General features: G+C 60.7%; 19 protein-coding genes. 11 read left to right on the plus strand and 8 right to left on the minus strand.

Annotation, left to right across the window (positions count from 1 at the left end):
• Window positions 1–48: 48 nt before the first annotated feature.
• On the minus strand, window positions 49–624 hold the full coding sequence (locus tag E5K02_RS19800; protein ID WP_135397159.1) for a GNAT family N-acetyltransferase: 576 nt from the start codon (window positions 622–624) through the stop codon (window positions 49–51).
• A gap of 866 nt (window positions 625–1,490) precedes the next feature.
• Between E5K02_RS19800 and argB the strand changes: the two genes are divergently transcribed.
• Both argB and E5K02_RS19810 read left to right on the plus strand, forming a co-directional pair.
• Entirely contained in the window at window positions 1,491–2,273 is a 783-nt protein-coding gene (gene argB / locus E5K02_RS19805; protein ID WP_135397161.1) for an acetylglutamate kinase, read from the plus strand.
• Window positions 2,261–3,328: a M20 family metallo-hydrolase gene (locus E5K02_RS19810; RefSeq protein ID WP_135397163.1), complete on the plus strand. Its 1,068-nt coding sequence runs from the start codon at window positions 2,261–2,263 to the stop codon at window positions 3,326–3,328. The genes argB and E5K02_RS19810 overlap by 13 nt, the downstream gene beginning before the upstream one ends.
• An 8-nt stretch (window positions 3,329–3,336) precedes the next feature.
• Here the strand turns inward: E5K02_RS19810 and E5K02_RS19815 are convergent, their stop codons facing one another.
• Complete coding sequence (locus E5K02_RS19815) at window positions 3,337–3,801, minus strand: VOC family protein (protein ID WP_135397165.1); 465 nt, start codon at window positions 3,799–3,801, stop codon at window positions 3,337–3,339.
• Between the two features lie 183 nt (window positions 3,802–3,984).
• Between E5K02_RS19815 and argH the strand changes: the two genes are divergently transcribed.
• The 8 genes from argH (at window position 3,985) to E5K02_RS19855 (ending at window position 13,707) form a co-directional block, all read left to right on the plus strand.
• Window positions 3,985–5,283, plus strand: a complete 1,299-nt coding sequence (gene argH, locus E5K02_RS19820; RefSeq protein WP_135397167.1) for an argininosuccinate lyase — start codon at window positions 3,985–3,987, stop codon at window positions 5,281–5,283.
• Between the two features lie 92 nt (window positions 5,284–5,375).
• A complete protein-coding gene (locus tag E5K02_RS19825; RefSeq protein ID WP_135397169.1) occupies window positions 5,376–5,789 on the plus strand; it encodes an Imm50 family immunity protein in 414 nt (137 codons plus the stop codon).
• 218 nt (window positions 5,790–6,007) lie between these two features.
• Window positions 6,008–6,952 carry a UTP--glucose-1-phosphate uridylyltransferase gene (locus E5K02_RS19830; protein ID WP_135397171.1) on the plus strand — a complete coding sequence of 315 codons (945 nt, stop codon included), beginning with the start codon at window positions 6,008–6,010 and terminating at the stop codon, window positions 6,950–6,952.
• A gap of 4 nt (window positions 6,953–6,956) precedes the next feature.
• Window positions 6,957–10,292 carry a UTP--glucose-1-phosphate uridylyltransferase gene (locus E5K02_RS19835; RefSeq protein ID WP_135397173.1) on the plus strand — a complete coding sequence of 1,112 codons (3,336 nt, stop codon included), beginning with the start codon at window positions 6,957–6,959 and terminating at the stop codon, window positions 10,290–10,292.
• Window positions 10,293–10,643: 351 nt separating this feature from the next.
• Window positions 10,644–11,168: a thioesterase family protein gene (locus E5K02_RS19840; protein WP_135397175.1), complete on the plus strand. Its 525-nt coding sequence runs from the start codon at window positions 10,644–10,646 to the stop codon at window positions 11,166–11,168.
• Between the two features lie 81 nt (window positions 11,169–11,249).
• Window positions 11,250–12,335: a hypothetical protein gene (locus E5K02_RS19845; RefSeq protein WP_135397177.1), complete on the plus strand. Its 1,086-nt coding sequence runs from the start codon at window positions 11,250–11,252 to the stop codon at window positions 12,333–12,335.
• A 136-nt stretch (window positions 12,336–12,471) separates the two neighbouring features.
• Window positions 12,472–13,038, plus strand: coding sequence for a sugar O-acetyltransferase (locus E5K02_RS19850; RefSeq protein WP_135397179.1), 567 nt, complete (start codon window positions 12,472–12,474; stop codon window positions 13,036–13,038).
• A gap of 39 nt (window positions 13,039–13,077) precedes the next feature.
• The gene (locus E5K02_RS19855) at window positions 13,078–13,707 is read left to right on the plus strand and encodes a DUF1349 domain-containing protein (RefSeq protein WP_240737370.1); all 630 of its coding nucleotides are present in this window, start codon (window positions 13,078–13,080) and stop codon (window positions 13,705–13,707) included.
• Between the two features lie 53 nt (window positions 13,708–13,760).
• Here E5K02_RS19855 and E5K02_RS19860 read toward each other — a convergent pair whose 3' ends face one another.
• The 6 genes from E5K02_RS19860 to E5K02_RS19885 all read right to left on the minus strand — a co-directional run bounded on the left by E5K02_RS19860 (window position 13,761) and on the right by E5K02_RS19885 (window position 25,706).
• On the minus strand, window positions 13,761–16,430 hold the full coding sequence (locus tag E5K02_RS19860) for a glycosyl hydrolase 115 family protein (RefSeq protein ID WP_135397181.1): 2,670 nt from the start codon (window positions 16,428–16,430) through the stop codon (window positions 13,761–13,763).
• A 202-nt stretch (window positions 16,431–16,632) separates the two neighbouring features.
• Window positions 16,633–17,724: an endo-1,4-beta-xylanase gene (locus tag E5K02_RS19865; protein ID WP_135397183.1), complete on the minus strand. Its 1,092-nt coding sequence runs from the start codon at window positions 17,722–17,724 to the stop codon at window positions 16,633–16,635.
• A 149-nt stretch (window positions 17,725–17,873) separates the two neighbouring features.
• Window positions 17,874–19,433: an alpha-N-arabinofuranosidase gene (locus tag E5K02_RS19870; RefSeq protein ID WP_135397185.1), complete on the minus strand. Its 1,560-nt coding sequence runs from the start codon at window positions 19,431–19,433 to the stop codon at window positions 17,874–17,876.
• 94 nt (window positions 19,434–19,527) lie between these two features.
• Window positions 19,528–22,371 carry a bifunctional transaldolase/phosoglucose isomerase gene (locus E5K02_RS19875; protein ID WP_135397187.1) on the minus strand — a complete coding sequence of 948 codons (2,844 nt, stop codon included), beginning with the start codon at window positions 22,369–22,371 and terminating at the stop codon, window positions 19,528–19,530.
• Window positions 22,372–22,873: 502 nt separating this feature from the next.
• The gene (gene xylA / locus E5K02_RS19880; RefSeq protein WP_135397189.1) at window positions 22,874–24,205 is read right to left on the minus strand and encodes a xylose isomerase; all 1,332 of its coding nucleotides are present in this window, start codon (window positions 24,203–24,205) and stop codon (window positions 22,874–22,876) included.
• Window positions 24,183–25,706, minus strand: coding sequence for a xylulokinase (locus E5K02_RS19885; RefSeq protein ID WP_135397191.1), 1,524 nt, complete (start codon window positions 25,704–25,706; stop codon window positions 24,183–24,185). Before E5K02_RS19885 ends, xylA begins: the two co-directional genes overlap by 23 nt.
• Before the next feature lie 497 nt (window positions 25,707–26,203).
• Here E5K02_RS19885 and E5K02_RS19890 point away from each other — a divergent pair, with 497 nt between their 5' ends.
• Complete coding sequence (locus E5K02_RS19890; protein ID WP_135397193.1) at window positions 26,204–26,776, plus strand: Crp/Fnr family transcriptional regulator; 573 nt, start codon at window positions 26,204–26,206, stop codon at window positions 26,774–26,776.
• Window positions 26,777–26,803 lie beyond the last annotated feature (27 nt).

Genomic DNA, 26,803 nt, shown 5'->3' on the forward strand with positions numbered 1-26,803 from the left:
ACGCGAGATGTCTCCCGTTGGTCGACATGACTAACGATTCGGTTGTACTTACCCCTGGCTCAGGATTTCAATCGTTTCCTGGGCAATCTTGCCGTACTGGTCGTCGAGCTTGTCGTAGACCATACCGGTGCAGAGGCACATTTTGCGCTGGTTTTCCTGCAGAATCGGGTAGTTCTTGCAGCCCATGCAGCCCTTCCAGAAGTCGTCGCTCTGGGTGAGTTCGGTGAAGGTCACGGGGCGGTAGCCCAACTCGGAGTTGATCTTCATCACCGGCCCGCTGGTGGTAATACCGAAGATTTTGGCACCGGGGTACTTGGTGCGCGACAGCTCAAACACGCGGTGCTTGATGGCGCGGCCCAGGCCCTCCTTGCGGAGCTCGGTATTGACGATCAGGCCGGAGTTGACGACAAACTTGTTGTCCTCGAAGGTTTCGATATAACAGAAACCGGCCAGCTCGTGGTCGACGAAGGCAATAATGGCGTCGCCCCGCTCCATCTTCTTTTTCAGATAGTTAGGGTCACGCTTGGCGATACCTACGCCGCGCGTTCTGGCAGATTCCTCATACCATTGACAAAGGGTTTCCACATACTGCGCATCGGCAGCATAGGCGACTCGTAATACCATGGTCAAAGCTCGGTTAGCTGCCTGCTCTCAGGCAACGGACTCGGAAAGACGAAAGGGAGAAAAGCAGGCACAACTAGCGCGTTGTGCGGCAACCGGGCTCGAGGCCGGTATCAGGGAAAAGTGCCAGAAGGAGTAATCGACCAGGGAAGGCGGCTGTTTGTCTTGCCGCATGGGTGAGCCTAAAAACGTGGCTCGCCATCAGTACCTATACTGCGTCCTACACTCGCTCGGTCGATTAGTCGTTAGAAACCCTGTTTACGGGTGGCATCGTCGGACAAAGCCACCTCTGAAATTTTTTGCAAACATAAAACCCAGATGTCAGATTGCAAGCTTCTGCAAAAAAGTAAGGCGATATTACCTTGGGTACGCGGTTCGGAGGGGGGCGAAGTAGCCGCTTAGGTTACCTCATAGCACCTGCCCGTAGCCAAGTGCGCCTCAGAAAAGTGACATACGCAGGATTCATCCTTACGTTCACCACGAGCTTCACGGGCCAAGGCCCGGAGCCTATCAAATCGTGAGTGACGGTCGTCGCGACGACTCGGCTCCGCACGGTCGTGCCGGCCACTGAGGGGCGGGCAGGAGGGCGAATGACGGTCGTCGGAACATGGGCTAGGTAGCAGCAGTATTGGTTTCTGCCGCTTTAAACACAAACGTAGTAAAAACGTTTCAAAAAACTACTGTCTATTTTTTTGGGCTTTCCGGCCCGTGCAGCCATAAAAAGCGGGTTTAAACGCAATAGCCGCAGTTTTACCAGAGAATAAACCGTGCATTACCCGGCCCTAGCGTCTACCTTTGCACCTCTAAGCGGTCCTCTCCCACCCGATTTGTTCACCCGGCAGTTTTGCTAAGCTGCCCACCCTATCTGCATGCAAGAGGTTCTGAAAATTTTCAAGATTGGCGGCGGCATTATCGACGACGCGGCCCAGCTCCAGCAGTTCCTTAGGGAGCTGGCCAAACTTGACAATAAAATAATGTTGGTACACGGCGGCGGCAAGGGTGCCAGCCAGATGCTGCAGGACCTGGGCATTGAGCCCCGGATGGTGCAGGGCCGCCGCATCACCGACGCGGCCACGCTCGACATCGTGACCATGTTTTACGCTGGTAAAACGAATAAGCAGGTGGTAGCCGGGCTCCAGCAGTATGGCGTGAATGCCCTGGGGTTAAGCGGGGCCGACGGCAACGGAATCCGCGCCTCGAAGCGGCCGGTCAAGGAAATCGACTATGGCTTCGTGGGCGACATTGACGAGCAGAGCGTAAATACCGAGCTACTGCAACGCCTGCTTACGGCGGGCCTGACGCCGGTTTTCTGCGCCATTACGCACGATGGTAACGGGCAACTGCTCAATACCAACGCCGATACCATTGCCAGCTCCCTGGCCCGGGCATTGTCCCCCTTTTACCAGGTAGAGCTGCACTTCTGCTTCGAGAAAGACGGGGTGCTAGCGGATGTGGCGGATGAAGCCTCGGTGATACCGCAGATAACGCCCGGGCAGTACCAGGAGCTGAAAGCCAGTGGCGCTATTGCGGCCGGCATGGTGCCCAAGCTCGACAATGCTTTTGCCGCCCTGGAGGCCGGCGTGGAGCGGGTTGTCATTGAAAATGCGCTGAAAATCAACCAGCCCGTAAAAACCATCTTATGCCGGAGCTAACCGACCAGCTGGCGGAGGAGGCTATTCAACTCCTGACGCGCCTGATTCAGACGCCCTCCTTTTCGCGGGAAGAATCGGCCGTGGCAGACCTCATCTTCGACTTTTTGCAGCAGCACGGTGCCCAGCCCCAGCGGGAGCTGAACAACGTGTGGGCCGTGAACCAGTATTTTGATACGGGGAAGCCCACAGTGCTGCTCAACTCCCACCACGACACCGTGAAGCCCGGCACAACCTGGACCTACGACCCCTTTGGCGCTGTACTAGAAGACTCCAAGCTTACGGGGCTGGGCTCTAACGACGCCGGGGGCTGCGCGGTAAGTATGCTGGCTACCTTCCTGTATTTTAACAAGCGGGAGCTGCCCTTCAACCTCATTTGCGCCATTACGGCCGAGGAAGAAATTTCGGGCGCCAACGGCATCAGCAGCCTGCTGCCCAAGCTGGGTAAGATTGACCTGGGCATCGTGGGAGAGCCCACGCAGATGGACATGGCCATTGCCGAAAAAGGCCTGGTAGTGCTCGACTGCACCGCCCACGGGCAAACCGGGCACGCGGCCCGCAACGAAGGCGAAAATGCCCTCTACAAAGCCGTGGCTGACATTCAATGGTTACAACAGTACCGCTTCCCGAAGGTGTCGGAGCTGCTGGGGCCGGTGAAGATGACGGTGACGCAGATTCAGGCCGGCACCCAGCACAATGTGGTGCCCGACATCTGCCGCTTTGTGGTGGATGTGCGCACCAACGAGTTTTACGCCAACGAAGAAGTAGTAGGCATCGTCCAGGAAAACCTGCAGTCGGAGGTGGTGCCCCGCTCGGTGCGGCTCAACTCCTCCCGCATCGACCCCGACCACCCGCTGGTGCGCAGGGGCGAGGCACTGGGCCGCAAAGCGTTTGGGTCGGCCACGATGTCGGACCAGGCCCTGATGCCGTTTCCGACGGTGAAGATGGGCCCCGGCGACTCGGCCCGCTCCCACACCCCGGACGAGTACATCTACCTCTACGAAATCCGGGGCGGCATCCGGGCTTACATCGAGCTGCTGGAGGGCTTGCAGCTGTAAGCCCAGGGCTAAGCCTGCTCCAACGTGGCAATGTCCAGCTTGCCCATTTGCATCATGGCGGCCATTTTGCGCTGCCTCCGGGCCGGGTCGGGGCTACTCAGGAGCTGAGCCATGTTGGCCGGCGTAATTTGCCAGGTTACGCCAAAACGGTCTTTCAGCCAGCCACAGTCGCCCGGCTCCCCACCGTCGGCCGTGAGCTGGTCCCACAGGGCATCAATTTCGGCTTGGTTTTGACAGCTGACCGATAAAGAAATGCCGGTAGTGAACGTAAAATACGGTCCGCCGTTCAAGGCCACGTATTTTTGCCCGGCCAGCTCAAACTCCACCGTCATGACGCTGCCGACGGGCATGTAAGTGCCTTCCGGGTAACGGGTGAGGCTGCGAATGGCGGAGTCCGGAAAAAGGCTGGTGTAGAGTTTTGCGGCCTGCTCGGCCTGGTCGTTGAAGGTCAGAAAGGTGGTAATCTTTTGCATGGCGCCGTATTCTTGCTGGATGATAGGTAAAAGTACCATCTCCCCTCCCGGCCCAGGCAGTATAAAAACGACAAATACCGGGCAATTTGCGACACGCTAAACCAGGGCTGGCCCTGACTGAAACCCGGAGTAACACGTAGTACCGGAAAGCCCCAACAGCCGGGCTTTTCTAGATAATTAACCATGAAGATTTGGGACAAGGGCATAGCCGTTGACAAAAAGATTGAGCAGTTCACCGTCGGCCAAGACCGGGAGCTGGACCTGTACCTGGCGCAGTTCGACGTGCAGGCCTCCCGGGCCCAGGCCACGATGCTTACCCAGGCCGGGCTGATTTCCCAGGAGGAAAACGAGCAGCTCCAGCAGGGCCTCGAAGAACTGGCCGCGCAGATTACCGAGGGCCGCTTCACGATTGAGAAGGAATTTGAGGACGTGCACTCCAAGATTGAATTTTACCTGACCGAGAAGTTCGGCGACGCGGGCAAGAAAATCCATACCGCCCGCTCCCGCAACGACCAGGTGCTGACGGCCATTCAGTTGTTTCTGAAAGACTACACCGAGCGGGTGGCCGGTAAAACGCTGGAGCTGGTAAACGTGCTGCTGCACAAGGCCGATGCCCACCAGGCCGACCTCATGCCGGGCTACACCCACTTTCAGGCGGCCATGCCCAGCTCGTTTGGGCTCTGGTTTTCGGCCTACGCCGAGCATTTGCTGCTGGACTTGGCCTTGTTTGAAGCCGCCCACACCGTGGCCGACCAGAACCCGCTGGGCTCGGGCGCGGGCTTCGGCTCCTCCTTCCCCATCGACCGGCAGCTGACGACCCGGCAGATGGGCTTTGGCAACGTGGCCGTGAGCAGCGTGGGGGCCCAGATGCTGCGGGGCAAAACCGAAAAAACCGTGGCCTTCGCCGTGGCCGGCATGGCCGCTACCCTGGCCAAAATGGCCTACGACCTGGTGCTGTACAACGGGCAGGACATGGCCTTCGTGGAGCTGCCCAAGGAGTTTACGACCGGCTCCAGCATCATGCCCCACAAGAAAAACCCGGACGTGTTCGAGCTCATCCGAGCCCGGTGCAACGCCTTGCAGGCCCTGCCCAACACGATTACGCTCACCATCAGCAACCTGCCCAGCGGCTACCACCGCGACTTCCAGATTCTTAAGGAGCTGTTGTTTGAGCCCCTCACTCAGTTCCTGGACATCCTCGACATCGTGCTCTTTGCTCTTCCCCAGCTCAAAATCAAGCCCGATCTGCTCAACCAGGCCAAGTACGACGCGACCTTCACGGTGGAAAACATCAACCAGCTGATTCAAAGCGGCACGCCGTTTCGCACGGCGTATAAGCAAGTCGGGCTGGCGGTGGAAGACGGCTCCTATGTGCCCCACAAGGAGTTCCAGACCACGCATCTGGGCAGTATTCACAATCTGGGGCTGGAGGAAATCCGGCGGAAGGTGGAGCAACTGAAGGGCTCTAGTAAACTGTTTTAGCCTAGTCTCTTTCTTCCAGAACGTCCTGCTGCGCGCAACGAAGTGGAGTCGAAGCATCTCTCCCGCTTCGTTGCAAGGACACTCTCTCTTTCATGGCCGCAACCGAAAATCCTGTAATCAGTCGAATAATCAACCATGAGGTTGTTCGGGAGCATTTCGGCTACTGGCCAGATTTTCATGATGCTGAAGTCACCAAGGTGACTTTTGAAGCTAACCCTGGGTACTGGCCTTCCGCAACGTTTACAATAGCTGCATTTGAAACAACAGCTAAGGTCGATGCAAAAGGGTATTACCAGCTAACTAAGCAGTGCGACATAGAACTCCAATTCTCAGGAATCAGGAAAATGGAGTTCGAAGATTTTAGCCACCAAAACGTCATCTTCGATTTAGAATTTGAGCAACAGGGAAGCAATATTGAATGCCGCTTCGACTCGTCTACTGGTTTAGAAGCTACAATACTCGCCGAAGAAGTACTGGTGCTGGGTCTAACTCCAACAAAGCAGTAGAGATGCTTCGGCAAGCTCAGCATGACAGGTAGCTTGGCAACGTCCGTAAGCGAGATGCCTCCCATTTCGCTCGACATGACGTTCTTTCAGCACAAACGAAATACCCAGTACCAGCCGTCCGGAAGCTGATTCGCCACCACTTTCGGGCTGCTGTTTTTCTTTTTTTCCAACCCGCCTCTCTCCCGGCATTTTCCTGAGTGAATACCCAAACCATTCCCATGAAGATCAAAAAAGCAGTGATTACTGCCGCCGCCCGCGGCCAGCGGTTGTACCCGGTGGCCGACACGATTCAGAAGGCCATGCTGCCGGTGGTAGACGTGGACGGGTTGCACAAGCCCACCATCCAGATTATTGCCGAGGAGGCTTTTGGCAGCGGCATCGAGGAGCTGTGCGTGGTGTGCGCCCCCGGCGACGGAGAGCGGTACGTGGCGGCCTTTACCTCCCTGCGCGACAACCTGATTAAAACCTACCAGAATGTGGACTGGGCCCGGCAGCAGGCCGAGAAAATCGACCACCTGCTAAGCCGCCTGCAGTTTGCCGAACAGACCGAAGCCCGGGGCTACGGCCATGCCGTGCTCTGCGCCCGGGAGTTTGTCGGCAACGAGCCCTTCCTGCTGCTGCTCGGCGACTACCTCTACGTGTCGGCGGTGGTAGGCAAGCGCTGCGCGGCCCAGGTACTGGAGCTGGCCGCCCAGCAAGACTGCGCCGTGGCCGCCGTGAACCCCACCATCGAGCACCAGATCAGCCGCTACGGCACGCTCACGGGTAAGCACGTGGCGGGCCAGGCCGGCGTGTACCAGATTGACAAAATCATCGAAAAACCTTCGTTGAGCACGGCCGAGCTGGAACTGCAGACCCCGGGCCTGCGGGCGGGCTACTACCTCTGCTTTTTCGGCATGCACGTCCTGACCCCGGGCATCTTCAGCATTCTGCAGAAGCAGCTTGACGCTGGCTCGGCCAACGTACTGCTGACGCCCGCCCTGCAGGAGCTGGCCGAATCGGAGAAGTACCTGGCCCTAGAAGTGCGCGGCACCCGCTACGACTTGAGCCGGCCCCACGGCCTGCTCCGCGCCCAGCTGGCCCTGGGCCTGGCCGGCGAGGCCCACGACGAAACCCTGACGACCATGGTCGAGCTGCTGGCCGAAGCCAATACCCGCAAGTAGAGCCATGAATATTTTCGTCGAAACCATTACCGCTACCGACCCCGGGAAGCGGAACCGGGACTTTTACGCCCTGAGCCGCGGCCTCTCGGCCCGGGAGCTGCTGCGCAGCCTGCGCGAGCTGGACGAGTTCCGCAAGGCCACGCCCAACCTCTACGACAAGGTGCGGGCCATCCTGTTTTTGTACGCCGGCTTCCGGTTTTTCCTCCAGGAAACGCCCGAGGTGCCGGCCGTGGGCAAGATTCCCTACCACGGCTTTGAGGATTTGCTGAGCCGCCGCTTCGAGCAGGCCATCAGCACGTTTTTGCGGGAGCTGGACCAGCACGGGCCCAACGCCACGCTCTTCAGCGCCCTGGCCGACGCCTACCACCACCTCTCCTTCCAGATCCTGGCCGACCAGGTCCGTAAGAGTGTGCGCTCCAGCAAGGGCAACCAGTGGATGTTCCGCGTGGGCCACCAGGACGAGCACCCCATCCGGATTCACCCGGCCCTATTGCAGCGCAACGATTCGTCGCTGTTCTACCCCGTGCTGCACGAACACACCTCTGTGCGCATGGATTTGACCCACAGCGGCTGGTCGGACATTTTCTTCCTGGGCATGGACTACCCCGAGGGCGCGCGGGTCGTCAACCTGTCGATTGACCTGGGCATGTTCGGGCGCGACAAGGATATCCGGCCCCCGCTGCACTCCTACGTGCGCGTCATTCCCGAGCCCGTGCTGCGCCTGACCAGCATCGACCTGAACACGACCAAGGACGTGACGGACCTGGCCGACCTGTTCAACTTCGGCAACGACTACCTGAGTCTGGTCAAGGCCGGGGTTATTGCCTCGGGCCTGATTCCGCCCTCCTTCGAAGGCACCAACCAGAGCCTGACCGACATCCTGGCCCGCATCGTAGCCCCGGGCATGGGCATCGAGCTGGTGACCAAGGTGAACGACATTCCCAAGGGCTCCCGGTTTGCGGTGTCCACCAACCTGCTGGGCTCGATTATCAGCCTGCTGATGCGGGCCACGGGGCAAACCAAAAACCTGACCGGCGGCCTCGACGAAAACGAGCGGCGCCTGGTGGCTTCCCGCGCTATTCTGGGTGAGTGGATAGGCGGCTCGGGCGGGGGCTGGCAGGATTCGGGCGGGGTGTGGCCGGGCATCAAGGCCATTCAGGGCACCTTCGCCCAGCCCGGCGACCCGGAATACGACATCAGCCGGGGCACGCTGCTGCCGCGGCACCGGGTGCTGGAAGGCGAGGACGTGCACCCCGAAATCGGGGAGCGAATCATGCAGTCCTTGGTGCTGATGCACGGCGGCATGGCCTCCAACGTGGGCCCCATCCTGGAGATGGTGACCGAGAAATACCTGCTCCGCGGGCAGCAGGAAACGGCCGCCCGGCAGCAGACCAACGAAATCTTCGACAACATCCTGGCCTCCATCAAGGAAGGCGACATCCAGAAGCTGGGCGCCAACACGGCCCGCAACTTCGAGGGACCCATCAAAACCATCATTCCCTGGGCCTCGACCTACTTCACCGAGCAGATTATTGCCAAAGCCAAGCAGGAATTCGGCAGTGACTACTACGGCTTCCTGATGCTGGGCGGCATGTCGGGCGGCGGCATGGGCATGTTCGTAAACCCCGACCGTTACGAGGACTACAAGGTGCGCGTGCTGGAACTGCTGCGTAGCACCAAGCAGGAACTCTCGGCCGCGCTGCCGTTTGCCATGGAGCCGGTGGTGTATAACTGGAGCATCAACCGGCGCGGCACCTGGAGCACCTTGCACGAGGGCAACGAGGCCCTGATGCCGGAGCAGTACTACGCCATCCACGTGTCGGGTTTGGTGAAGCGCGACCCGGAAACCATTTCCTACCTGCGCCGGGCCGAAATCGACTACTTCACGACCTACTGCGAGCAGAATAACCTGGCCTATCCGCTGCTGCGCACCATTGTCAGCAACCTGTTCAAGGTCTCGGACCCCACGAGCCAGGGCAACCGCAGCCTGGAAAACGATAAGGCCGAGCAGATCAAGCGTGACAACGGCTTCGACTACATTCAGCACGAAGACATCCGCGAAGAGCTGCAAAAGGGCCGCATCGGCCTCTCCCGCAACCGCCTGCCCGCCGAAACGGCCATCGACGACGTACAGCCCACCGACGTGGTGCAGTTCAATGACCTGCAGGATGTAACCCAACTGGGTGAAGAAGCTATTCGGGCCGGTAAGGTGGCCGTGCTGAGCCTGGCGGCCGGCGTGGGCAGCCGCTGGACCAAGGGCGCGGGCGTCATCAAGGCCCTGAACCCCTTCGTGGAAATCGGCGGGCGGCACCGCAGCTTCCTGGAAATCCACCTGGCTAAGACGCGCCGTGTGGCCCGGCAGTACGGGGCCAACATCCCACACATTGTGGCCACCAGCTACCTGACCCACCAGCCCATTCAGCAGACCTTGGCCCAGACCCGCAACTACGGCTACGACGGGGCGGTGTACCTGTCGGAAGGCCGCTCCATCGGGCAGCGCTTCGTGCCCATGGAGCGGGATTTGCGCTTTATGTGGGAGGAAATGCCCCAGGAAACCCTCGACGAAAACAAGCAGAAAGTGCGCGAGGCGGTGCGCAACACGATGATAGGCTGGGCTAAGTCAAAGGGCGAGGGCACCGACTACGTCGACAACATTGCCGCCCAGCGCTTCTCCCCGCTCGGCCACTGGTACGAGGTGTCGAACCTGCTGCGCAACGGCACCCTGGCCCGCCTGCTGCGCGAAAACCCGGCCGTGGAAACCATCATGCTGCACAACATCGACACGCTGGGCGCCGACGTGCACGCCGCCGCCCTGGGCTACCACCGGGCTGCGGGCAACGTGCTGACCTTCGAAGTCATTCCGCGCCGCATCGAGGACCGGGGCGGCGGACTGGCCCGCGTCAACGGGCAGGTGCGCCTGCTCGAAGGCCTGGCCCAGCCCCGGGAGGAAGACGAGCTGGCCCTGAGCTACTACAACTCGATGACGACCTGGATTGAAGTCGACCCGCTGCTCCAGCTCTTCGGCCTCACCCGCGCCGAGCTGCAAGCCGCCGACGACGCCCAGCTGGCCCGGGCCGTGCGCTCGGTGGCCCAGCGCATCCCGACCTACGTGACGACCAAGGAAGTGAAATTCCGCTGGGGCCACGGCCAGGAAGATATCTACCCCGTGGCCCAGATTGAGAAGCTGTGGAGTGATATGTCGGCCCTGCCCGACGTGAAGTGCGGCTACATCGTGGTGCCCCGCAGCCGCGGGCAGCAAATGAAGGACCCCGCCCAGCTCGACGCCTGGGTAACCGACGGCAGCAAAGACCACGTGGCTTCGTTGGGGGTATTTGAGTAGCCAATCAGAACGCCATGTCGAACATTCTGCGCATCAAGCAGAGAGGAGACATCTCGCGTGCTGACGTTGCAATAGCAAAGAATGAAAACAGAACGTCATGCTGAGCTTGTCGAAGCATCTCTACCGCCACAGTAATTCTGATTACCATGGCAGGCGAGATGTATCCCGCTGGTCGACAGGACGTTCTTTTTCGTTCAACGAAGCAGTAGAGCTGCTTCGGCTGCGCTCAGCATGACGTTCTGTTTCGCACGCTAAATACTCCCTTTAAGCTCGACCTGACAACCGAATTTTCCAAAACCCCAAGGCCCCGGCTGGTGTAGTTACCGGCCGGGGCCTTTTGCCTTTCTCGTTATGAAACTTTACTTCCGCCTGATCTGGCTCCTGCTCACTGCCCGCTTTCAACCCAAGGTGCCGGTAATGGGCCCCTGCCGCACCAAGTTCCGGGTGTGGCCGACGGACCTCGACGTGATGCGCCACATGAACAACGGGCAGTACCTGACGTTGTGCGACCTGGCCCGGATGGATATTCTCATCCGCTCGGGGCTGCTGCGCAAAATCAAGGACTTCGCCCCGCTGGCCGTGGTAGCGGCCGAGACTATTCAGTTCAGCCGCTCTTTGGAGCCCTTTGAGGCATTCGAAATCGAAACCCGGGCCCTGGGCTGGGACGAGCGGCTGCTTTACCTGCAGCAGCAGTTTATCCGCAACGGCCAAGTGGTGGCCACGGCCGTGGTGAGCTTACGCTTCGTAAAGCGCAAGGGCGGCACCGCCGACCCGGCCGAGGTGCTGGCCCATGCCGGCGAGCCGACGAAATCGCCGCAGCTGCCGGAGTGGGTGCGGGCCTGGAGCCAGAACATGCGCGAGCTGCGGGCCGCCTGAGGAGCACAGAAACTCTGCCGTAGCCGCCGCGTATGGTTTGAGAGAAGATGCTTGTCGTCTTCTCCTAAAACCCACTGCACCATGGCTACTGAACAAGATACTACCGCCAACAACGACGATAAAAAGCACCAGGCCAACCCCAGCACATCAAGCCAGTCCTTGGCCGACTCGGAAATGAGCGTGGGCAAGGGCGCTCTTAATGCCGAGCCCGGCGACGAGCAGGAAAACAAGGAAGCTGACCCGAGCGCCGTGCAGCCTGGCTCGGCCCCGGCCGAGGAACAATCCCAAGAAGCACCTAAAGCCGATTGGGGCGGGCAGTTCGGCAACAGCGTGCAGCCTGTGCACGACGATGTAGACCGGCTCGAGAATCAGCTGGCCAGTCCCGGCCGCGGGGAGTTTGGCGCCCACGGCCCAGGCGGCACCCAGGGTGGCTACGGCAACCAGTACCGCGCCGATGACGTGTACGGCGGGCAACTTGGTGGACAGCCCGTTGATACTGGCGGCTACCAGGGCGGCCGGCCCGAAAACAACACCGGCACCGACGAGTATAACCCCCAAGGCAGCACCTTCGGCCACGCCACGGCCACGCCCACAGCCGGCACCACCGTCGACCCGCACTACCGCAACGACAACGCCTCCCCCACCGCCCCGGATTCGGGCTTTAGCGAAGACTACGGCCATTCATCCCTGGTGGGCGGGGCTACCAACGGCCACGAGGCAGGCAACGGCCGGGAGCGGAACCAGAGCGCCGACTACGACTATATTCCCTCTCAGAACGATAAGCGCGACGAGCAGCAGGGCACCACGTACAACCCCCAGCCCACGGTGCACGGCCGCACCGGCGAGCTGAACGGCGCCAATGAGCCCGGCCCGAACCGGGAACCCGCCACGCCCACCGGCTCCGACTCCCGCACCGGCTACACCCGCCCCGATGGCGAAGCCAGCTACCAAGGCAACAGCGCTGAGGGCATCGGCTCGAAAGGCGGCTCCTACAACGACCCCAACGACTCGTCGAACCCGGCCGCAGCCGCCGGCGGTGAAGTACAGCAACAATACAGCCGCGACGCCCAGAACGACGCCCCCGTGCCGCCCCACGACAACAACTCGGACTACGGCACCATGCCCCGCCGCAACGCTGGCCGCGACAACGACGCCGACCGGAGCTAAAACCTAGCTACTTTCCATTTCGCCCAAGGCCGAAAACAACCCGTAACCGGGGCGTTTTCGGCTTTTGTGTATTGTAGCGCCTACAAACGTGGTCTGCTGCCTGCACCGAACTTCGTTGCTACACTACTGCCGCTACATGAAAACCGAGAAAGAAAAGATGCTGGCCGGGGAGCTCTACGATGCCCTCGACGCCCAGCTGACCCAGGAAAGAACCCAGGCCCGGCTGTTGCTCAAGCAGCTCAACGATTCCGGCGAAGATCAGACCGAGGAGCGTACCCACCTGCTTGCGCAGCTGCTGCCCCAGGCCGGAGCGGGCCTCTGGATTCAGCCACCCTTCTACTGCGACTACGGCAGCAATATCCGCCTCGGCGAGAAGGTGTTTTTCAACTTCAACTGCGTGGTGCTGGACGTGGCCCCGGTCACCATCGGGCACCGGACCTTGTTTGGGCCCAACGTGCAGATATACACCGCTACCCACCCGATGGACCACCAGATCCGGGCCTCGGGGCTGGAGTTTGCCAAGCCCATTACCATTGGCGACGACGTGTGGGTGGGCGGCAGCGCCGTTATTTGCCCGGGCGTGAGCATCGGGGCGCGCAGCGTGATTGGGGCTGGCAGCGTCGTCACGAAGGATATACCGGCCGACGTGTTTGCCGCCGGCAACCCCTGCAAGGTAATTCGCTCCTTAAGGGAGGAAGCCTAACTTCGCGCCCATCCTACGGCTGAGCTTCCTTATTCTTACATGAAACATCTCCTGCTTTCAGCCGCCCTCACCCTGGGCGTGCTCACGACTTCGGCCCAAACTTTTACCGCTATGCGCTGGCTAAACGCTCCTAAGAAGTCGACCGTGACGGCCAACAAAGTGCAGGTGCAGGTCGACGGCGGCACTGATTTCTGGCGCGTGACCCACTACGGCTTCATCCGCGACAATGGCCACTTTTTCTACCAGGAACAGGAAGGCGACTTTCTGGCCAAGGTCAAAATCGTGGGGCAGTACAAAGAGCTCTACGACCAGGCCGGCCTGATGATCCGGCTCGACGAGAAGAACTGGATTAAGACCGGCATCGAGTACGTGAAAGGCGTGCAAAACGTCAGCGCTGTGGTAACAAGGGAGGTGTCGGACTGGTCGGTGGTGCCGCGCCAGGACAGCCCCAAGGCCGTGTGGCTCACGCTGCTGCGCAAGGGCGACTACGTGGAAATCCAGTACTCCTTCGACAACAAGGATTTCAAAATGCTGCGCCTGGCCTACTTCCCGCCCACGCCCGGCAAGAAGGTCCAGATTGGCCTGATGTGCGCCGCCCCCGACGGCAAAGGCTTCCCGGTGGAGTTCGAGGATTTTTCCATCAGTCCGGTGCCGGCCGGCACGAAGTAAAACCGGAAAAGGCGCCGCATGCGGCGCCTTTTCGTTGCTTATATAGCCAGGCTCTAGCGTTGGCCTACGCTGCCTTTGGCCTCGGCGGCTTTCGGCGCTGCCGTACCCGAGGCGCTTTCCGGCGGCCCAAGGTAGCTGGGCTTCACCCCGCCCAGGTCGACGACCAGCTTTTCGAGCACCACGCCGGGGTCCACGCGCCAGAACTTGAGCACGTGCGCGCCGGACTTAGCCAGCGTGTGCTTCGACTCTTTGAGGATGATGTTTTCGGCCACGGCTTTTTCCCAGGGACGGTTGCCATTGTCGGCCACCATGCCGGTGTGCAGGTTGATAATCTGCGGCGTCTCGTCATCAAACGAAACGGCGTAGCGCAACCCTTCCCCGCCCAGAAAATTCAGCGTGGGGGCCAGGTAGGCCCGCACCGTCACGGGGCCGCTGCCGCTGAGCTGCACCTGGTACTCCAGGCGCGGCGAGCTGCTAGTCGGCGTCTGGCCGGGCGCGGTGGTGGGGAAAGTCGTGACGCCGGAAAGTGTGCGGCCCAGGTCGGGTATGGTTTGCCACTTCACCGCGCCGCCGTCCACGGCCTTGGTGTAGTGGGCGGCCTCGATAGAAACGTAACCGTCGGCTTCGGCAAAGCCCGGGCCCTTAGCTACTGCCTGGGGCTTAGTCGCCGGTACGGGTTGGCTCGGAGTTGCTGCGGCAGCCGTAGGTTGAGCCACGGTTTGCACGGCGGGCATGGCGTTCTGCTCGGGCTGCTGCCAGTAGGTGTAGCCAATGTGGGTCTGGTCCATCATGTGGTTCCACTTGCCGCCGGCCAGGGCGTGGTAGCGCTGCGTGATTTCCGCGTCTTTGGCATACAGGGCCTTGGCTTTTTCGGCCAGGGCGTTGGCCGTGGCCTGGCCATTTTTGGCGGCCTCCCGGTTCTGGGCCACGGTGTAGTAGAGCTCGTTCAGGTTGGCGCAGGCCTGCACCGGGTGGAGCACCAATTGGTAGTAGGCGTCGCGGTACTCGGCCGGCAGCTGCTGGTTGATTTTCTCGGCCTGGGTGCGCAGCTGGTTGTAGTCGGCCACCACGGTTTCCCACTCGCGGTAGTTGGTCAGGCTGTAGGTGTTGGCGTCGAGCAGCTCGGGCTTGCGGCGGGAGTTGTACTTGGCGTATTTGGCCAGAATGTCGGCAATGCCGGTGGCGTATTTCGGGCCGAACTGCTTAGCAGCCCAGTCCCGCGAGTAGTCGTCAATCTGGTCGGCGCTGATGCGGTCGGGGTTCCAGGCGTAGTCGAGGAAGAAGCTGATGGGAACTTCCATGGGCTTCAGGTCGCCCACGTTTACTATCCAGATCTGGTTGGCACCGTACTCGTGGGCCAGGTGCATTTGCTCCCAGATGCGGGGCAGCGGGTTCGTGTTCAGCCACTTGTAGTTACGCGGGCCGCCCACGTAGTCGAAGTGGTAGTAGATGCCGTAGCCGCCGCTGCGGGGTTTCTCCCCCACTTTGGGCAGCTTGCGGATATTGCCCCAGTTGTCGTCGCAGAGGAGCAGGGTCACGTCGTCGGGCACGCGCATGCCTTTGTCGTAGTAATCCTGCACTTCCTTGTAGAGGGCCCAGAGCTGGGGCGTCTGCTCGGCGGGCTTGCCGGTTTCCTCGGCAATAATCTTGCGCTGGTCGGCCACGATTTTTTCGAGCAGGCTAATGTTACTGCCCTCACTCATGGGCTCGTCGCCGTCGCCGCGCATGGCCAGCGTCACGATGCTTTCCTTGGTGCCCATGTTCCTGATGCCCTGCCGCCAGAAGTCCTGGAGCGTCTTTTCGTTGGTCTGGTAGTTCCAGGGACCGGAGCCGAAGCGCTTCCACTCCTGCTGCGACCGAACCATGGGCTCGTGGTGGGAGGTACCCATCACGATGCCGTACTCATCGGCCAGCACCGGGCTCTGCTTGTCGTCGTCGTTGAAGGCGTTGCCCCACATGGCGGGCCACAGGTAGTTGCCCTTGAGCCGCAAAATCAGCTCAAACACATGCACGTACATTTTCGAGTTAATACCGCCGAATTTCTCCTTGGCCCAACCTGACAGGGCCGGCGCTTCGTCGTTAAGAAAAATGCCCCGGTACTTCACCTGGGGCGTACCCTGTGAATGCCGCCCGGCCGCCACGTAGAGTGCCTGTTGCGGCTTCACGGGCACGTCGGCCCACCAGTACCACGGCGACACCCCGATTTGCTGCGACAGGTCGTAGATGCCGTAGATAGTGCCGCGCTTGTCGCTGCCGGCAATAACCAGGGCCCGCTCGACGCCGGGCAGGGGCTTGTCCACCACCTGCAGCACGAAGGTTTCCCACTTGCCCGCTACCTGGGCCACGTCGAGCTTCTTGCTGGCCACCAGCCCGTCAATCAGCGGGCTTTTGCCGATGGTGCCGATGAGCACGACTTCCTTGCCGGCCGGGGCTTTGTCGGTGGTCAGCGTCGGGGTGAGTTTGGTGACGCGGTTGATGTCGGCCTGCAGGTCACGGGCGGCGCGCAGCACGCCGGGCCAGTCCGAGTTGCTGGCGTACAGCGCCGCCGTTTTGCCGCCCGCCGCCAGCGGGAAACTGTTTTTCCCTTTCTCAGCGGAGACGTAGGTAGCCGTAAATGGCGCGGCCGTCTTTTGGGCCTGGGTGCTGAAAGTAACAAGCAGCGCCAGCAGCACCAGCCAGCAGCGGCCGGCTGCGCGGGCAGTATGGGAAGGCAGGGTTTTCATAGGATTCGGGTGGAAAAGCTGGCGGTACGGATACTAGAGCTAAAAAACTAGCTCCCCTCCTCAGATGATGTTGCGCATCAAGCAAGGAGGGGTTGGGGGTGGTTGAAACACTAGACCGTCTTTTTAGGACTAGCTCTAGCCTTGTTCAACGCATAGACTACCCCTACCCTCCTTGAAAAAAGGAGGGGAACTAGACTAGCTTCTAAAACTTCACCACTTCCCAGTAAGCCTTTTTCGGCTTCTGGTTCTGGTCGAAGAGCAGGGGGTAGTTTTTGCGGCCGACGACGGGGTAAGTGTCGAGCCAGGTGTACTTGTCGGAGATATTCCAGAACGTGACGCCGGTCAGCACTTTCTTGTAGTCGCGGAAGACCTTGAAGAACATCTTGTACTGCTCGGCCTGCTTCTGCTCCAGCTCGGGCGTGTAGGCATCCGATTCGCCGGGGCGCTTCTCGCGTCGGTCCTTTTCCCAGGGGTAAATCGACACATCAAGCTCGGTAATCTGCACTTTCAAACCCAACGACGCGTACTGGTCCAGGGCCTGGCGCAGCTCGGCTTCCGTGGGCTCCTGCAACGACCAGTGCCCCTGCAACCCTACCGCGTCGATGGGCACCTTAGCATCCTTGAGCTTCTTGAGCAGCTTGAAGATTCGCTCCCGCTTTTCGGGCCGCTCGGTGTTGTAGTCGTTGTAGAACAGCACCGCCTTGGGGTCGGCCTCGTGGGCGTACTCGAAGGCCTTGGCAATGAAATCCTCCCCGCAGATCTTATACCACTCCGAGTTGCGCAAAAACTCCTGGGGGTTGTCCGAAATGGCTTCATTCACTACGTCCCAGGCGTAGATTTTGCCCTTGTAGCGCTTCACGACGGTGAAAATATGGTCGTGCAGACGCTTGAGCAGCACTTCCTTGCTCACCTGTTTGCCGTCGGCATCCTTGAAAAGCCACTTGGGCGTCTGCTCGTGCCAGAGCAGGTTGTGGCCCCGCACCCGCAGCTTATTGTCCTGGGCAAACTGCACGATTTGGTCGGCGTCCTTCCACTCGTAGCGGTTTTCCTCCGGGTGAATCGGGCCCATCTTCATGGCATTTTCCGGGGTGATGCTGTTGAAGTGCTGCTTGATGAGCTCCCCTTCCGCACCTTTCAGCCCCGCCGGCGACACGGCCACGCCCATCAGGAAATAGTCTTTGTAATAGTCTTTCAGGCCCTTTTCCGGGGCTGGCCGCTGGCTACTGAATACGGTCAGACCGGCCAAGAGCAGGCCGGTAGTGGTGAGCTTGCGCAGGGAGGAAGAAGTTTGCATCGTGGTGGGTTTAGTGTTCTTTTTCTTCTGTCATCCTGAGCCCAGCGAAGGACCTTATCACGCTAGAACTAGTCGTTCTATTGGCATAAGGTCCTTCGCTGGACTTAGGATGACAGACGGTGGTATGGGTGCGCTTTTATAGTTCGACCCTACTTCAGCTCCAGCACTACCACCGACTGGGGCGGCAGCTCCACGGCCAGGTTGCCGCCGCGCTTCTTGGCCCCGTTGAAAGCGGCCAGCTTCACCTTGCCGGGCTTGTCGAAGGTGTTGTAGTCGTTGACGTTGGCCGAGGTCAGGATGCGGCCCGAGACGGTTTTCCAACTCACGCCGGGCAGGGCCGTTTCCAGCTGCAAGGTCTTTTTCGTGTCGAGGTTGACCAGGGAAATGTGCACCGCCCCGCTGGCGTCCTTCGACGCCGAGGCATTCAGGGCCGGCAGCTTGTCCCCGTTCAGCGTGTATTCAGGGCTCTGGAACTGCAACGGCAGGTACTGCGCATTCTGGTGCACCTGGTAGAGGTCAAACACGTGGTAGGTGGGCGTAAGCAGCATCTTCTCCTTGTCGGTCAGGATCAGGGCCTGCAGCACGTTGACGGCCTGGGCCAGGTTGGCCCCGCGCACCCGGTCGCAGTGGTTGTTGAAGATGTTGAGCGTAGTGCCGGCCACCAGGGCGTCGCGCAGGGAGTTTTGCTGGTACAGAAACCCCGGGTTGGTGCCGGGCTCCACGTCGGTCCACACGCCCCATTCATCCACGAGCAAAGCCACCTTTTTGTCCTTGTCGTACTTGTCCATGATGGCCGCGTGCTTGGTTACCACGGCTTCCATCTTCAGGCAGTTCTTCATCGTGTTGAAGTACTGGGCCTCGTCGAAGCCGGTGGCCGCGCCCTTGCTGCCGGTCCAGCTGCCGGTGGGCAGGGTGTACTGGTGCAGGGTCAGGCCCCACATCTGGTCGAGCGGAATCTTCTTCATGCACGTCTCGGTCCAGTAGGCGTCGTCGCCGTTGGCCCCGCTCACGATGCGCTTCAGCTTAGGGCTGCCCGGGTAGTTGTGGGCGAAGGTGGCGTAGCGCTTGTAGATGTCGGTGTAATAGTCGGCCGTCATGTTGCCGCCGCAGCCCCAGCTTTCGTTGCCGATGCCCCACATGGTCACGCCGTAGGGCTCGGGGTGGCCGTTTTGCTTGCGCTGCTGGGTCAGGGGCGTGTCGGCGTTGGAGTTCAGATACTCCATCCAGTTGGCCATTTCCTGCACCGTCCCGCTGCCCACGTTGGCCGCCAGGTAGGGCTCGGTGCCGAGCAGCTTGCAGAGCTCCAGGAATTCGTGGGTGCCGAAGGAATTGTCCTCCGTCGCGTCGCCCCACCAAGTGTTGATGGTGCGGGGCCGCTGGGCGGTGGGGCCTACTCCGTCGCGCCAGTGGTAGGCGTCGGCGTAGCAGCCGCCGGGCCAGCGCAGGTTGGCCACTTTAATCTTACGCAGGGCCTCCACGATATCCATGCGGATGCGGCCCTGCTTGGGCACGTTCAGGCCGGGGTCAACCCAGAAACCGTCGTAGACGCAACGGCCCAGGTGCTCGGCGAAGTGCCCGTAAATGTCTTTGCTGATTTGCAGCTTGGGGTCTCCGGGCTGCACGGTCAGGCGTACCGTTTGGGCAAAAGTCGGGGTAGCTGCCACTAGCGTAAAGCCAGTTGCTGCCAGTAGGCGCTTTAAGTAGAGCATCGAGAGGAGTAGGGAATTTTTCGATGGGGAAAGGACAGAAAGCGCAAAAACAACCCGGGCGGCCGGCCTCCCAACCAGCCGCCCGGGCGTATTCTTACGCGTGAGAAGCGGTCAGCGGGGCCGACTGCAGCGCGCTCAGCACCGTGCGCAGGCCCTGCTCGGCATTGTCGCCGAGGTGGATGCGCAGCGTGCGGCGGTTGTAGTCGTGCAGGGCCTGCAGGTCGCCGGCGGCCTGGGCGTTCTTGAACGTCCCGAAGGAGTACGAACGGCCCGGCAGCGCCAGGTCCTGCGGATGATCCACGGTGAACTGCACGAACAAGCCCTTGTCGGGGCCGCCCTTGTGGTACTGGCCCGTGGAATGCAAAAAGCGCGGCCCGTAGCCCGAGGTGGTAGCCAAATGCAGCTGCTTCTGCACCTGGGTGCGCAGCTCGGCCAGGCCCTTGTTCAGCTCTTCCGACTCGGTCAGGTACGCCTGGATGTTGAGGAAGTCGCCGTCCTTGGCCTGGGCGAAGAAGTTCTGGAGTACTTCGGCCGCACTGCCGCCCGATACGGCGGAGAAGTACGACACGCCGTTTTCCGTCACCTTGGCCTCGTCGCCGGCGGGCAGGCTGCCCTGCTCCTGCACCACCTTCATCAGGCGGTCGGTGGCGGTTTTGGCGGCCTGCACGTTGGGCTGGTCAAAGGGGTTGATTTCGAGCACGGCGCTGGCTACGGCCGTGGCTACTTCCCAGCGGAAGAACTCGGCGCCGAGGTCCAGGGCATCATGCATGCGTACGCTGATTACTGGGTGACCGGCGGCTTGCAGGGCTTCGAGCTTGGCCGTGTTGTCGGCGTCGGCGTCGCTTTCGTAGCCCACGTACACGAACACACGGTCCTGGCCGTAGACTTCCGGCTCCCGGGCAGGCTCGCCGGCTACGGGCAGAATGCCCTTGCCTTCCTTGCCGGTGCTTTCAGCAATAAGCTGCTCCAGCCAGAGGCCCAGATCATCCAGGGAATGGGGTACAATCAGGGTGAGCTTGTCGCGGCCCTGCTGGGCGAGTACGCCTAGGGCCACGCCCAACTCCAGGCCCGGATTTTTCTCTACCGAACCATACGCCCCGTTGGCGCGCATCATGCGGATGGCGCGCTCCAGGATTTCACCGATGGGCAAGCCGTACAAGGCGGCCGGCACCAGCCCGAAGTACGACAAAGCCGAGAAACGGCCGCCGACTTCGGCGAAGTTCAGGAAGATGCGGCGGTAGCCCTGCTCGGTGGCCGACGTCACGAACTTGGAGCCCGGGTCGGTGATGGCCACGAAGTTCTCGCCGGCCTTGTCGCCCTTGATCTGCTTGAGGCGGTCGTAGAAATAGTCGCCGAAGGCCAGGGGCTCGGCCGTCGTGCCCGACTTGCTGGCCACGATAAACAGCGTCTCGGCCAGCGGCACCGATTCTTCGATCTGGCGCACCGTGCCGGGGTCGGTGGTGTCGAGCACCGACATCGGCAGGCCGTTTTCACCCATCGGGAACGAGGACTTGAACACAATCGGCGCCATCGTGCTGCCGCCCATGCCCATCACCACCACGTGCTTGAAGCCCGCGGCCTTCACGTCGTTGACGAACTGCTCGATTTCAGACACGGCACCCACCATCGTTTCGGCCACGCGCAGCCAGCCCATGAAGGAGCGGATGCTCTGCTGGCCTTCGGCGTCCTGCACCCACAGGTCGGCCTGCTTGTTCCAGAAGCCTGCGGTGAAGTTCTTGGCGTTGAATTCCTGAATTTTGGCGTCCACGGCGGCCTGGTACTGGCCCAGCTGCAGGGTAGCTTCAGCCACGGTCGTGTCGAGGGAAGCAACGCGCTTTTTCTCGATGGAGTCCATCAGCTTGGCGAAGGGCTCCTTGAATTTCTTGGCCCCGTCGACCTCCAGGAAGCTGGTGTGCTCTTCGAGGGTGATGCCCAGCTCGGGCAGGCGGCGCAGCACGTCGGCGGCTTTGTCGAGGCCTTCTTCGAGGCGGTTGGCGGGCTGGCCTTTTTCGCGGAAGATGTCGAGGGTTTCGACCGGCACAGTGTTCACCGTTTTCGGGCCGATGAGGTTTTCCACGTACTTCAGGTCGTCGTACTTGGGGTTCTTGTTGCCGGTGCTGGCCCACAGCAGGCGCTGGGTGTCGGCACCTTTGGCGGCCAAGGCTTCCCAGCGCGGACCGGCGAAGATTTCCTTGTAGATCTGGTAGGCCTGCTTGGCGCTGGCCAGGGCCACTTCGCCCACCATCGATTGTGCTAATTCGCCCTTTTCACCGCCCTCGGCGGCAATTTTCTCCAGCAGCGGATCAATCAGCACGTCGATGCGCGAGAGAAAGAAGCTGGCCACGGAGTCGATGTTGTCGAGGGGCAAGCCCGCGGCCACCCGGTCTTCGAGGCCGGCAATGAAGGCTTCGGCCACGAGGCGGTAGCGCTCCAGGCCGAAAATCAGGGTTACGTTGACGTTGATGCCCTCGGCAATGAGGCGGCGAATGGCGGGCAGGCCTTCGAGCGTAGCCGGCACCTTAATCATCACGTTGGGCCGGTTCACGGTTTTCCAGAACCGGATGCCTTCCTCAATCGTGCCCTCGGTATCGTTTACCAGCTCGGGCGACACTTCCAGGCTCACGTAGCCGTCAAAAGCGTTGTCGTGGCTGTCGTAGAGCGGGCGGAACAGGTCGCAGGCGTGCTGCACGTCGGCCACGGCCAGGGCGGTGTAGATTTCGTCGGTGGTTTTGCCCTGCAAGGCCAGGCTGCGGATGGCCGCGTCGTAGTCGTCGGAGCCGCCGATGGCCTTTTCGAAAATGGCCGGGTTCGACGTGACGCCGCGCAGGGCCTCGTCGGTGATGCGCCGCTGCAATTCCCCGTTGATCAGGATCTTGCGACGGATAAAGTCCAGCCAGATGCTTTGGTCGAATTGACGGATGTCAACTAATGGATTCATAGGGTTTCAGTTTGAAGTCGTTCCAAAGATGAGGAAACTCCTTCTTTGGGCTTTCACTGGGCCCGTTTATTTTGCTATAAATCCCTGATTTTCTACCAGATATTTTCCCGAAAGAAAATCTACTGCTATGGGAAGCAAAGTTAAAATCCGGTTTATTAGAGTTTCGTAAGGCAAACAGTGAGGCGTGCCAGCCGGCAGACAGCCAGTCCGCCAACGCCATTCGAAAAGCTCTCCCTCAATTCGAATCGCGCGCTGGTACGCCTCTTTCTGTTTCCCTCCCACCCTGCTGCAAGCTGGCCGCACGCCGAGCTTACAGTATAGTCTGTGGTGTGCGTGAAGTCGCGCCGGCCGGGCGGCGTTGCAGCACCGGCCCGGCTGGCGTTTCCCACTCACCTTGTTGATATTTCCAGGTCCATGTAGAGACACATACCTGCGTCTTAATCGTTGCGGACGTTGCCTGTCGTTCGACGAGGAGACGCAAGAATGCGTCTCGACATCCGTACTAGATGTACTGGTTGATGATGCTTTCCAGCCACTCCTGCTTGCCGCTGCGGGGCGTGGGCTCGCCGGTTTCGTGGGCGATTTTGCGCAGGTCTTCCAGCGTCAGCTGCCCTTTCTCGAAGGCGGCGCCGGCGCCGGAGTCGAAGGAGGCGTAGCGCTCCTGCCGGAACTTGCGGTAGGCCGACTTTTCCAGGATGGCATCGGCCGTAACCAGGGCCCGGGCGAAGGTGTCCATGCCGCTGATGTGGGCAATGAAGATGTCTTCGAGGTCCGTGGAGTTGCGGCGAGTTTTAGCGTCGAAGTTGATGCCCCCGTGCTGGAAGCCCCCGGCTTCGAGGATGATGAGCATGGACTCGGTCAGCTCGTTGATGTTGTTGGGGAACTGGTCGGTGTCCCAGCCGTTCTGGTAGTCGCCGCGGTTGGCGTCCATCGAGCCCAGCATGCCTGCATCGGCCGCTACCTGCAGCTCGTGCTCGAAGGTGTGGCCGGCCAACGTGGCATGGTTTACTTCCAGGTTGAGCATGAAGTCGTTTTCCAGGCCGTGCTGGCGCAAAAAGCCGATGACGGTGGCCGCGTCGAAGTCGTACTGGTGCTTGGTGGGCTCGGCGGGCTTGGGCTCGATGAAGAACTTGCCGGTGAAGCCCTGCTGGCGGGCGTAGTCGCGGGCCATGGTCAGGAAGCGGGCCATGTGCTCCTGCTCGCGCTTCATGTTGGTGTTCAAGAGGGTCATGTAGCCTTCGCGGCCACCCCAGAACACGTAGTTCTCGCCGTTCAGGGCAATGGTGGCGTCCAGGGCGTTTTTCACCTGGGTAGCGGCGTGGGCTACTACCTGGAAGTCGGGGTTGGTGCTGGCCCCGTTCATGTAGCGCGGGTTCGAAAACACGTTGGCCGTGCCCCAGAGCAGCTTGACGCCGCTTGCGGCCTGGTGCTCCTTGGCGTAGTCGACAATGGCGGCCAGGTTCCGCTCGTACTCGGCCAGGGAATTGCCTTCGTCCACCAAGTCGATGTCGTGGAAGCAGTAGTAGGGCGTGCCGAGCTTGGTGAAGAACTCGAAGGCGGCGTCCATCTTGTCTTTGGCGCGGCCCACGGCTTCGTGGTGGGCATCCCAGGCGAAGTGCTTGGTGCCGGGGCCGAACGGGTCGCCGCCGGTGCCGGTGAAGGTGTGCCAGTACGAAACCGCGAAGCGCAGGTGCTCCTTCATGGTTTTGCCGGCCACTAGGCGGTTTTCGTCGTACCACTTAAAGGCCAACGGGTTGTCCGACTCGCGTCCTTCGAAGCGGATGGTGTCGATACCGGTGAAATACTCGGTTTTAGAAAGCGTGTTGGATGACATGCCGAGGGGTGGTTGGTAAGGGTACGATTTGATTGAGAATGGCCTGCCAGCGGGTGTAGGCAGCCTGATATTGTTCCTGCAATTCAGCCGTGGGCTCCAGGGTCAGAATCCGCTCCAGGCCGGTGAAAGCTTCCGAAGTGCTGGCGTAGATGCCGGCCCCGACGCCCGCGCCGCGGGCCGCGCCCTGGGCCGCGTCGGTGTTGAGCAGCTCCAGCTCCACGCCGGCGCTATTCACAAAAGCCTCGCGGAAAATCGGGCTCAGGAACATGTTGGCGTTGCCGGCCCGCACCTTGCGCACCTGCACCCCCGACTCACGCATGATGTCCACGCCGTAGTTCAGGGCGAAGACAATGCCTTCCTGGGCGGCGCGGGCCACGTGCACGCGGCCGTGCTGGTTGAAGTTGAGGCCCCGCAGCTCGGCTTCGAGCTGGCGGTTTTCCAGAATCCGCTCGGCCCCGTTGCCGAAGGGCAAGAACGTGAGGCCGTCGGAGCCGACCGGGGCCTGGGCGGCCAGCTGGTTCATGTCCTCGTAGCTAATGTCGCCCAGGACTTTGCGCAGCCAGCTGTTCAGAATGCCGGTGCCGTTCATGCACATCAGCACCCCGTTCTTGGGCCGCTCCGGCGTGCTGTTGACGTGCACGAAGGAGTTGACCCGGGAGCGGGAATCCGAGGTCATGGTTTCGTTGATGCCGTAGACCACGCCGCTGGTGCCGGCCGTGGCGGCTATTTCGCCGGCCTGGAGCACATTGAGCGAAAAAGCGTTGTTGGGCTGGTCGCCGGCCCGGTAGCTGATGGGCGTGCCGGCCGCGAGGCCCAGCTCCCGGGCGGCTTCGGGCGTGAGGTGGCCCTGCACCGAGAAGGTGTCGACTACCTCGGGCAGCAGGGCAGAACTGATGCCGTAATAGTCGAGCAACTCCTGGGCAATGGCCTGCTGCTTGAAATTCCAGAATATGCCCTCGGACAAACCCGAAACGGTGGTCTGGAGCTGGCCGGTGAGCTTGAAGGCAATGTAGTCGCCGGGGAGCTGGATTTTGTGGATTCGGGCGTAGATGGCGGGCTCGTTTTCGCGCACCCACTTCAGCTTGGAGGCCGTGAAGTTGCCGGGCGAGTTGAGCAGGTTTTCCAGGCAATACTCCGGGCCCAGGTCCTGAAACGCCTGGTTGCCGTAGTCCACGGCGCGGCTGTCGCACCAGATAATGGCCGGGCGCAGCACTTCGCCTTCCTTGTCGACGAGCACGAGGCCGTGCATTTGGTAGGTAATGCCGATGCCGGCAATCAGGGCCGGGTCGAAGTCGAAGTCGACCCGCAGCTGCAGGGTGGCATTCACGACTTCCTGCCACCACCGCTCGGGGCGCTGCTCGGCCCAGTCGGGCTGCAGGGCGGTTATTTCCATCTCCTTCTTCGGCGAGGTGACCGAGGCCACGCACCGGCCGGTGTCAATACTGAGCAGCGAGGCCTTGATAGACGAGCTGCCAATGTCGTAACCGAGGAGGTATTTCATGGGGTTGGGTACGGCCAACACTGCTTCTAAAGAGAAGCTCGGCCGGGTGGGAATTGTATGGAGAAAATGGCAAGCACCAGCACTGGGGAAGACCAGCTTGGCGGAGGTAGTACTCAGGGCGGTGTCCGACCTATCTACCGGACTTGTTTTCGAAGATAGTATGCCCGGAGATAGGAAGGCCTATGCAAAAACCTTGTTTCCAGCCTAATTTCGAATAAAAAATACCGAAACCGTTTCCGGAAACGGTTTCGGTAGGTGAGATAAGAAAAAATATTTTTCGGGAAATAGTGGCCCTTTAATCCCTGAATAGTGAAAGCCGCATACGCCTTGCGTATTGGCCTCTTGCCGGCACTGGCGCGCGGTCCGCAAGCCGTACCTACCGGCCCACTCTACCCTCTCAATTACGTGCAGGGCTACTTAGCCGACGGATGCTCTGCTGGAGTTGCCCACGAAAAGACCTTTCCTTTGTGTTACCCCGGTTTTTAGTTGCTTGACCTATGTTTGAGTTATTTGAGAAGTACCTGCGGAGCAAGGCCGCTTTTACGGCCGAGGAAATGCAGCAAATTGAAGCCGTGACAACCATTAAACGGCTGCGTAAACGCCAATTTCTGCTGCAGGAAGGCGAGGTATGGACTTACAACGCCTTCGTGTCCAAGGGCTGCCTGCGCACCTACAGTGTAGATACCAAAGGTGCCGAGCACATCCTGACCTTTGCTGTGGAAAACTGGTGGATAGGCGACCTTCAAAGCCTGGCATCCGGCTTGCCGGCACGCTTCAACATCGATGCCATTGAGGACTCGGTAGTACTGCTGATCCGGAAAGAGGAGTTTGACCGCCTGTGCCAGGTTATCCCGGCGCTGCAGCAACTAGTCAATGCCTTGCTGCACCGCAGTTTTCTGGCCCAGCAAAACCGGATTCACACCACCATCAGCCACTCCGCCGAAGAGAAGTACCGACTCTTTCTGCAGAACTTTCCGGAGTTTGCCCGCCGCATTCCCCAGCACATGGTGGCCTCTTATCTGGGCATGACCACCGAAACTCTGAGCCGCATCCGGCGCAACCTAGTATAAAGCTCCCAACGCAGCAGCAATGGCAAA

Origin of the sequence: Hymenobacter metallicola (genome assembly GCF_004745645.1) — a bacterium.
Lineage (GTDB): Bacteria > Bacteroidota > Bacteroidia > Cytophagales > Hymenobacteraceae > Hymenobacter > Hymenobacter metallicola.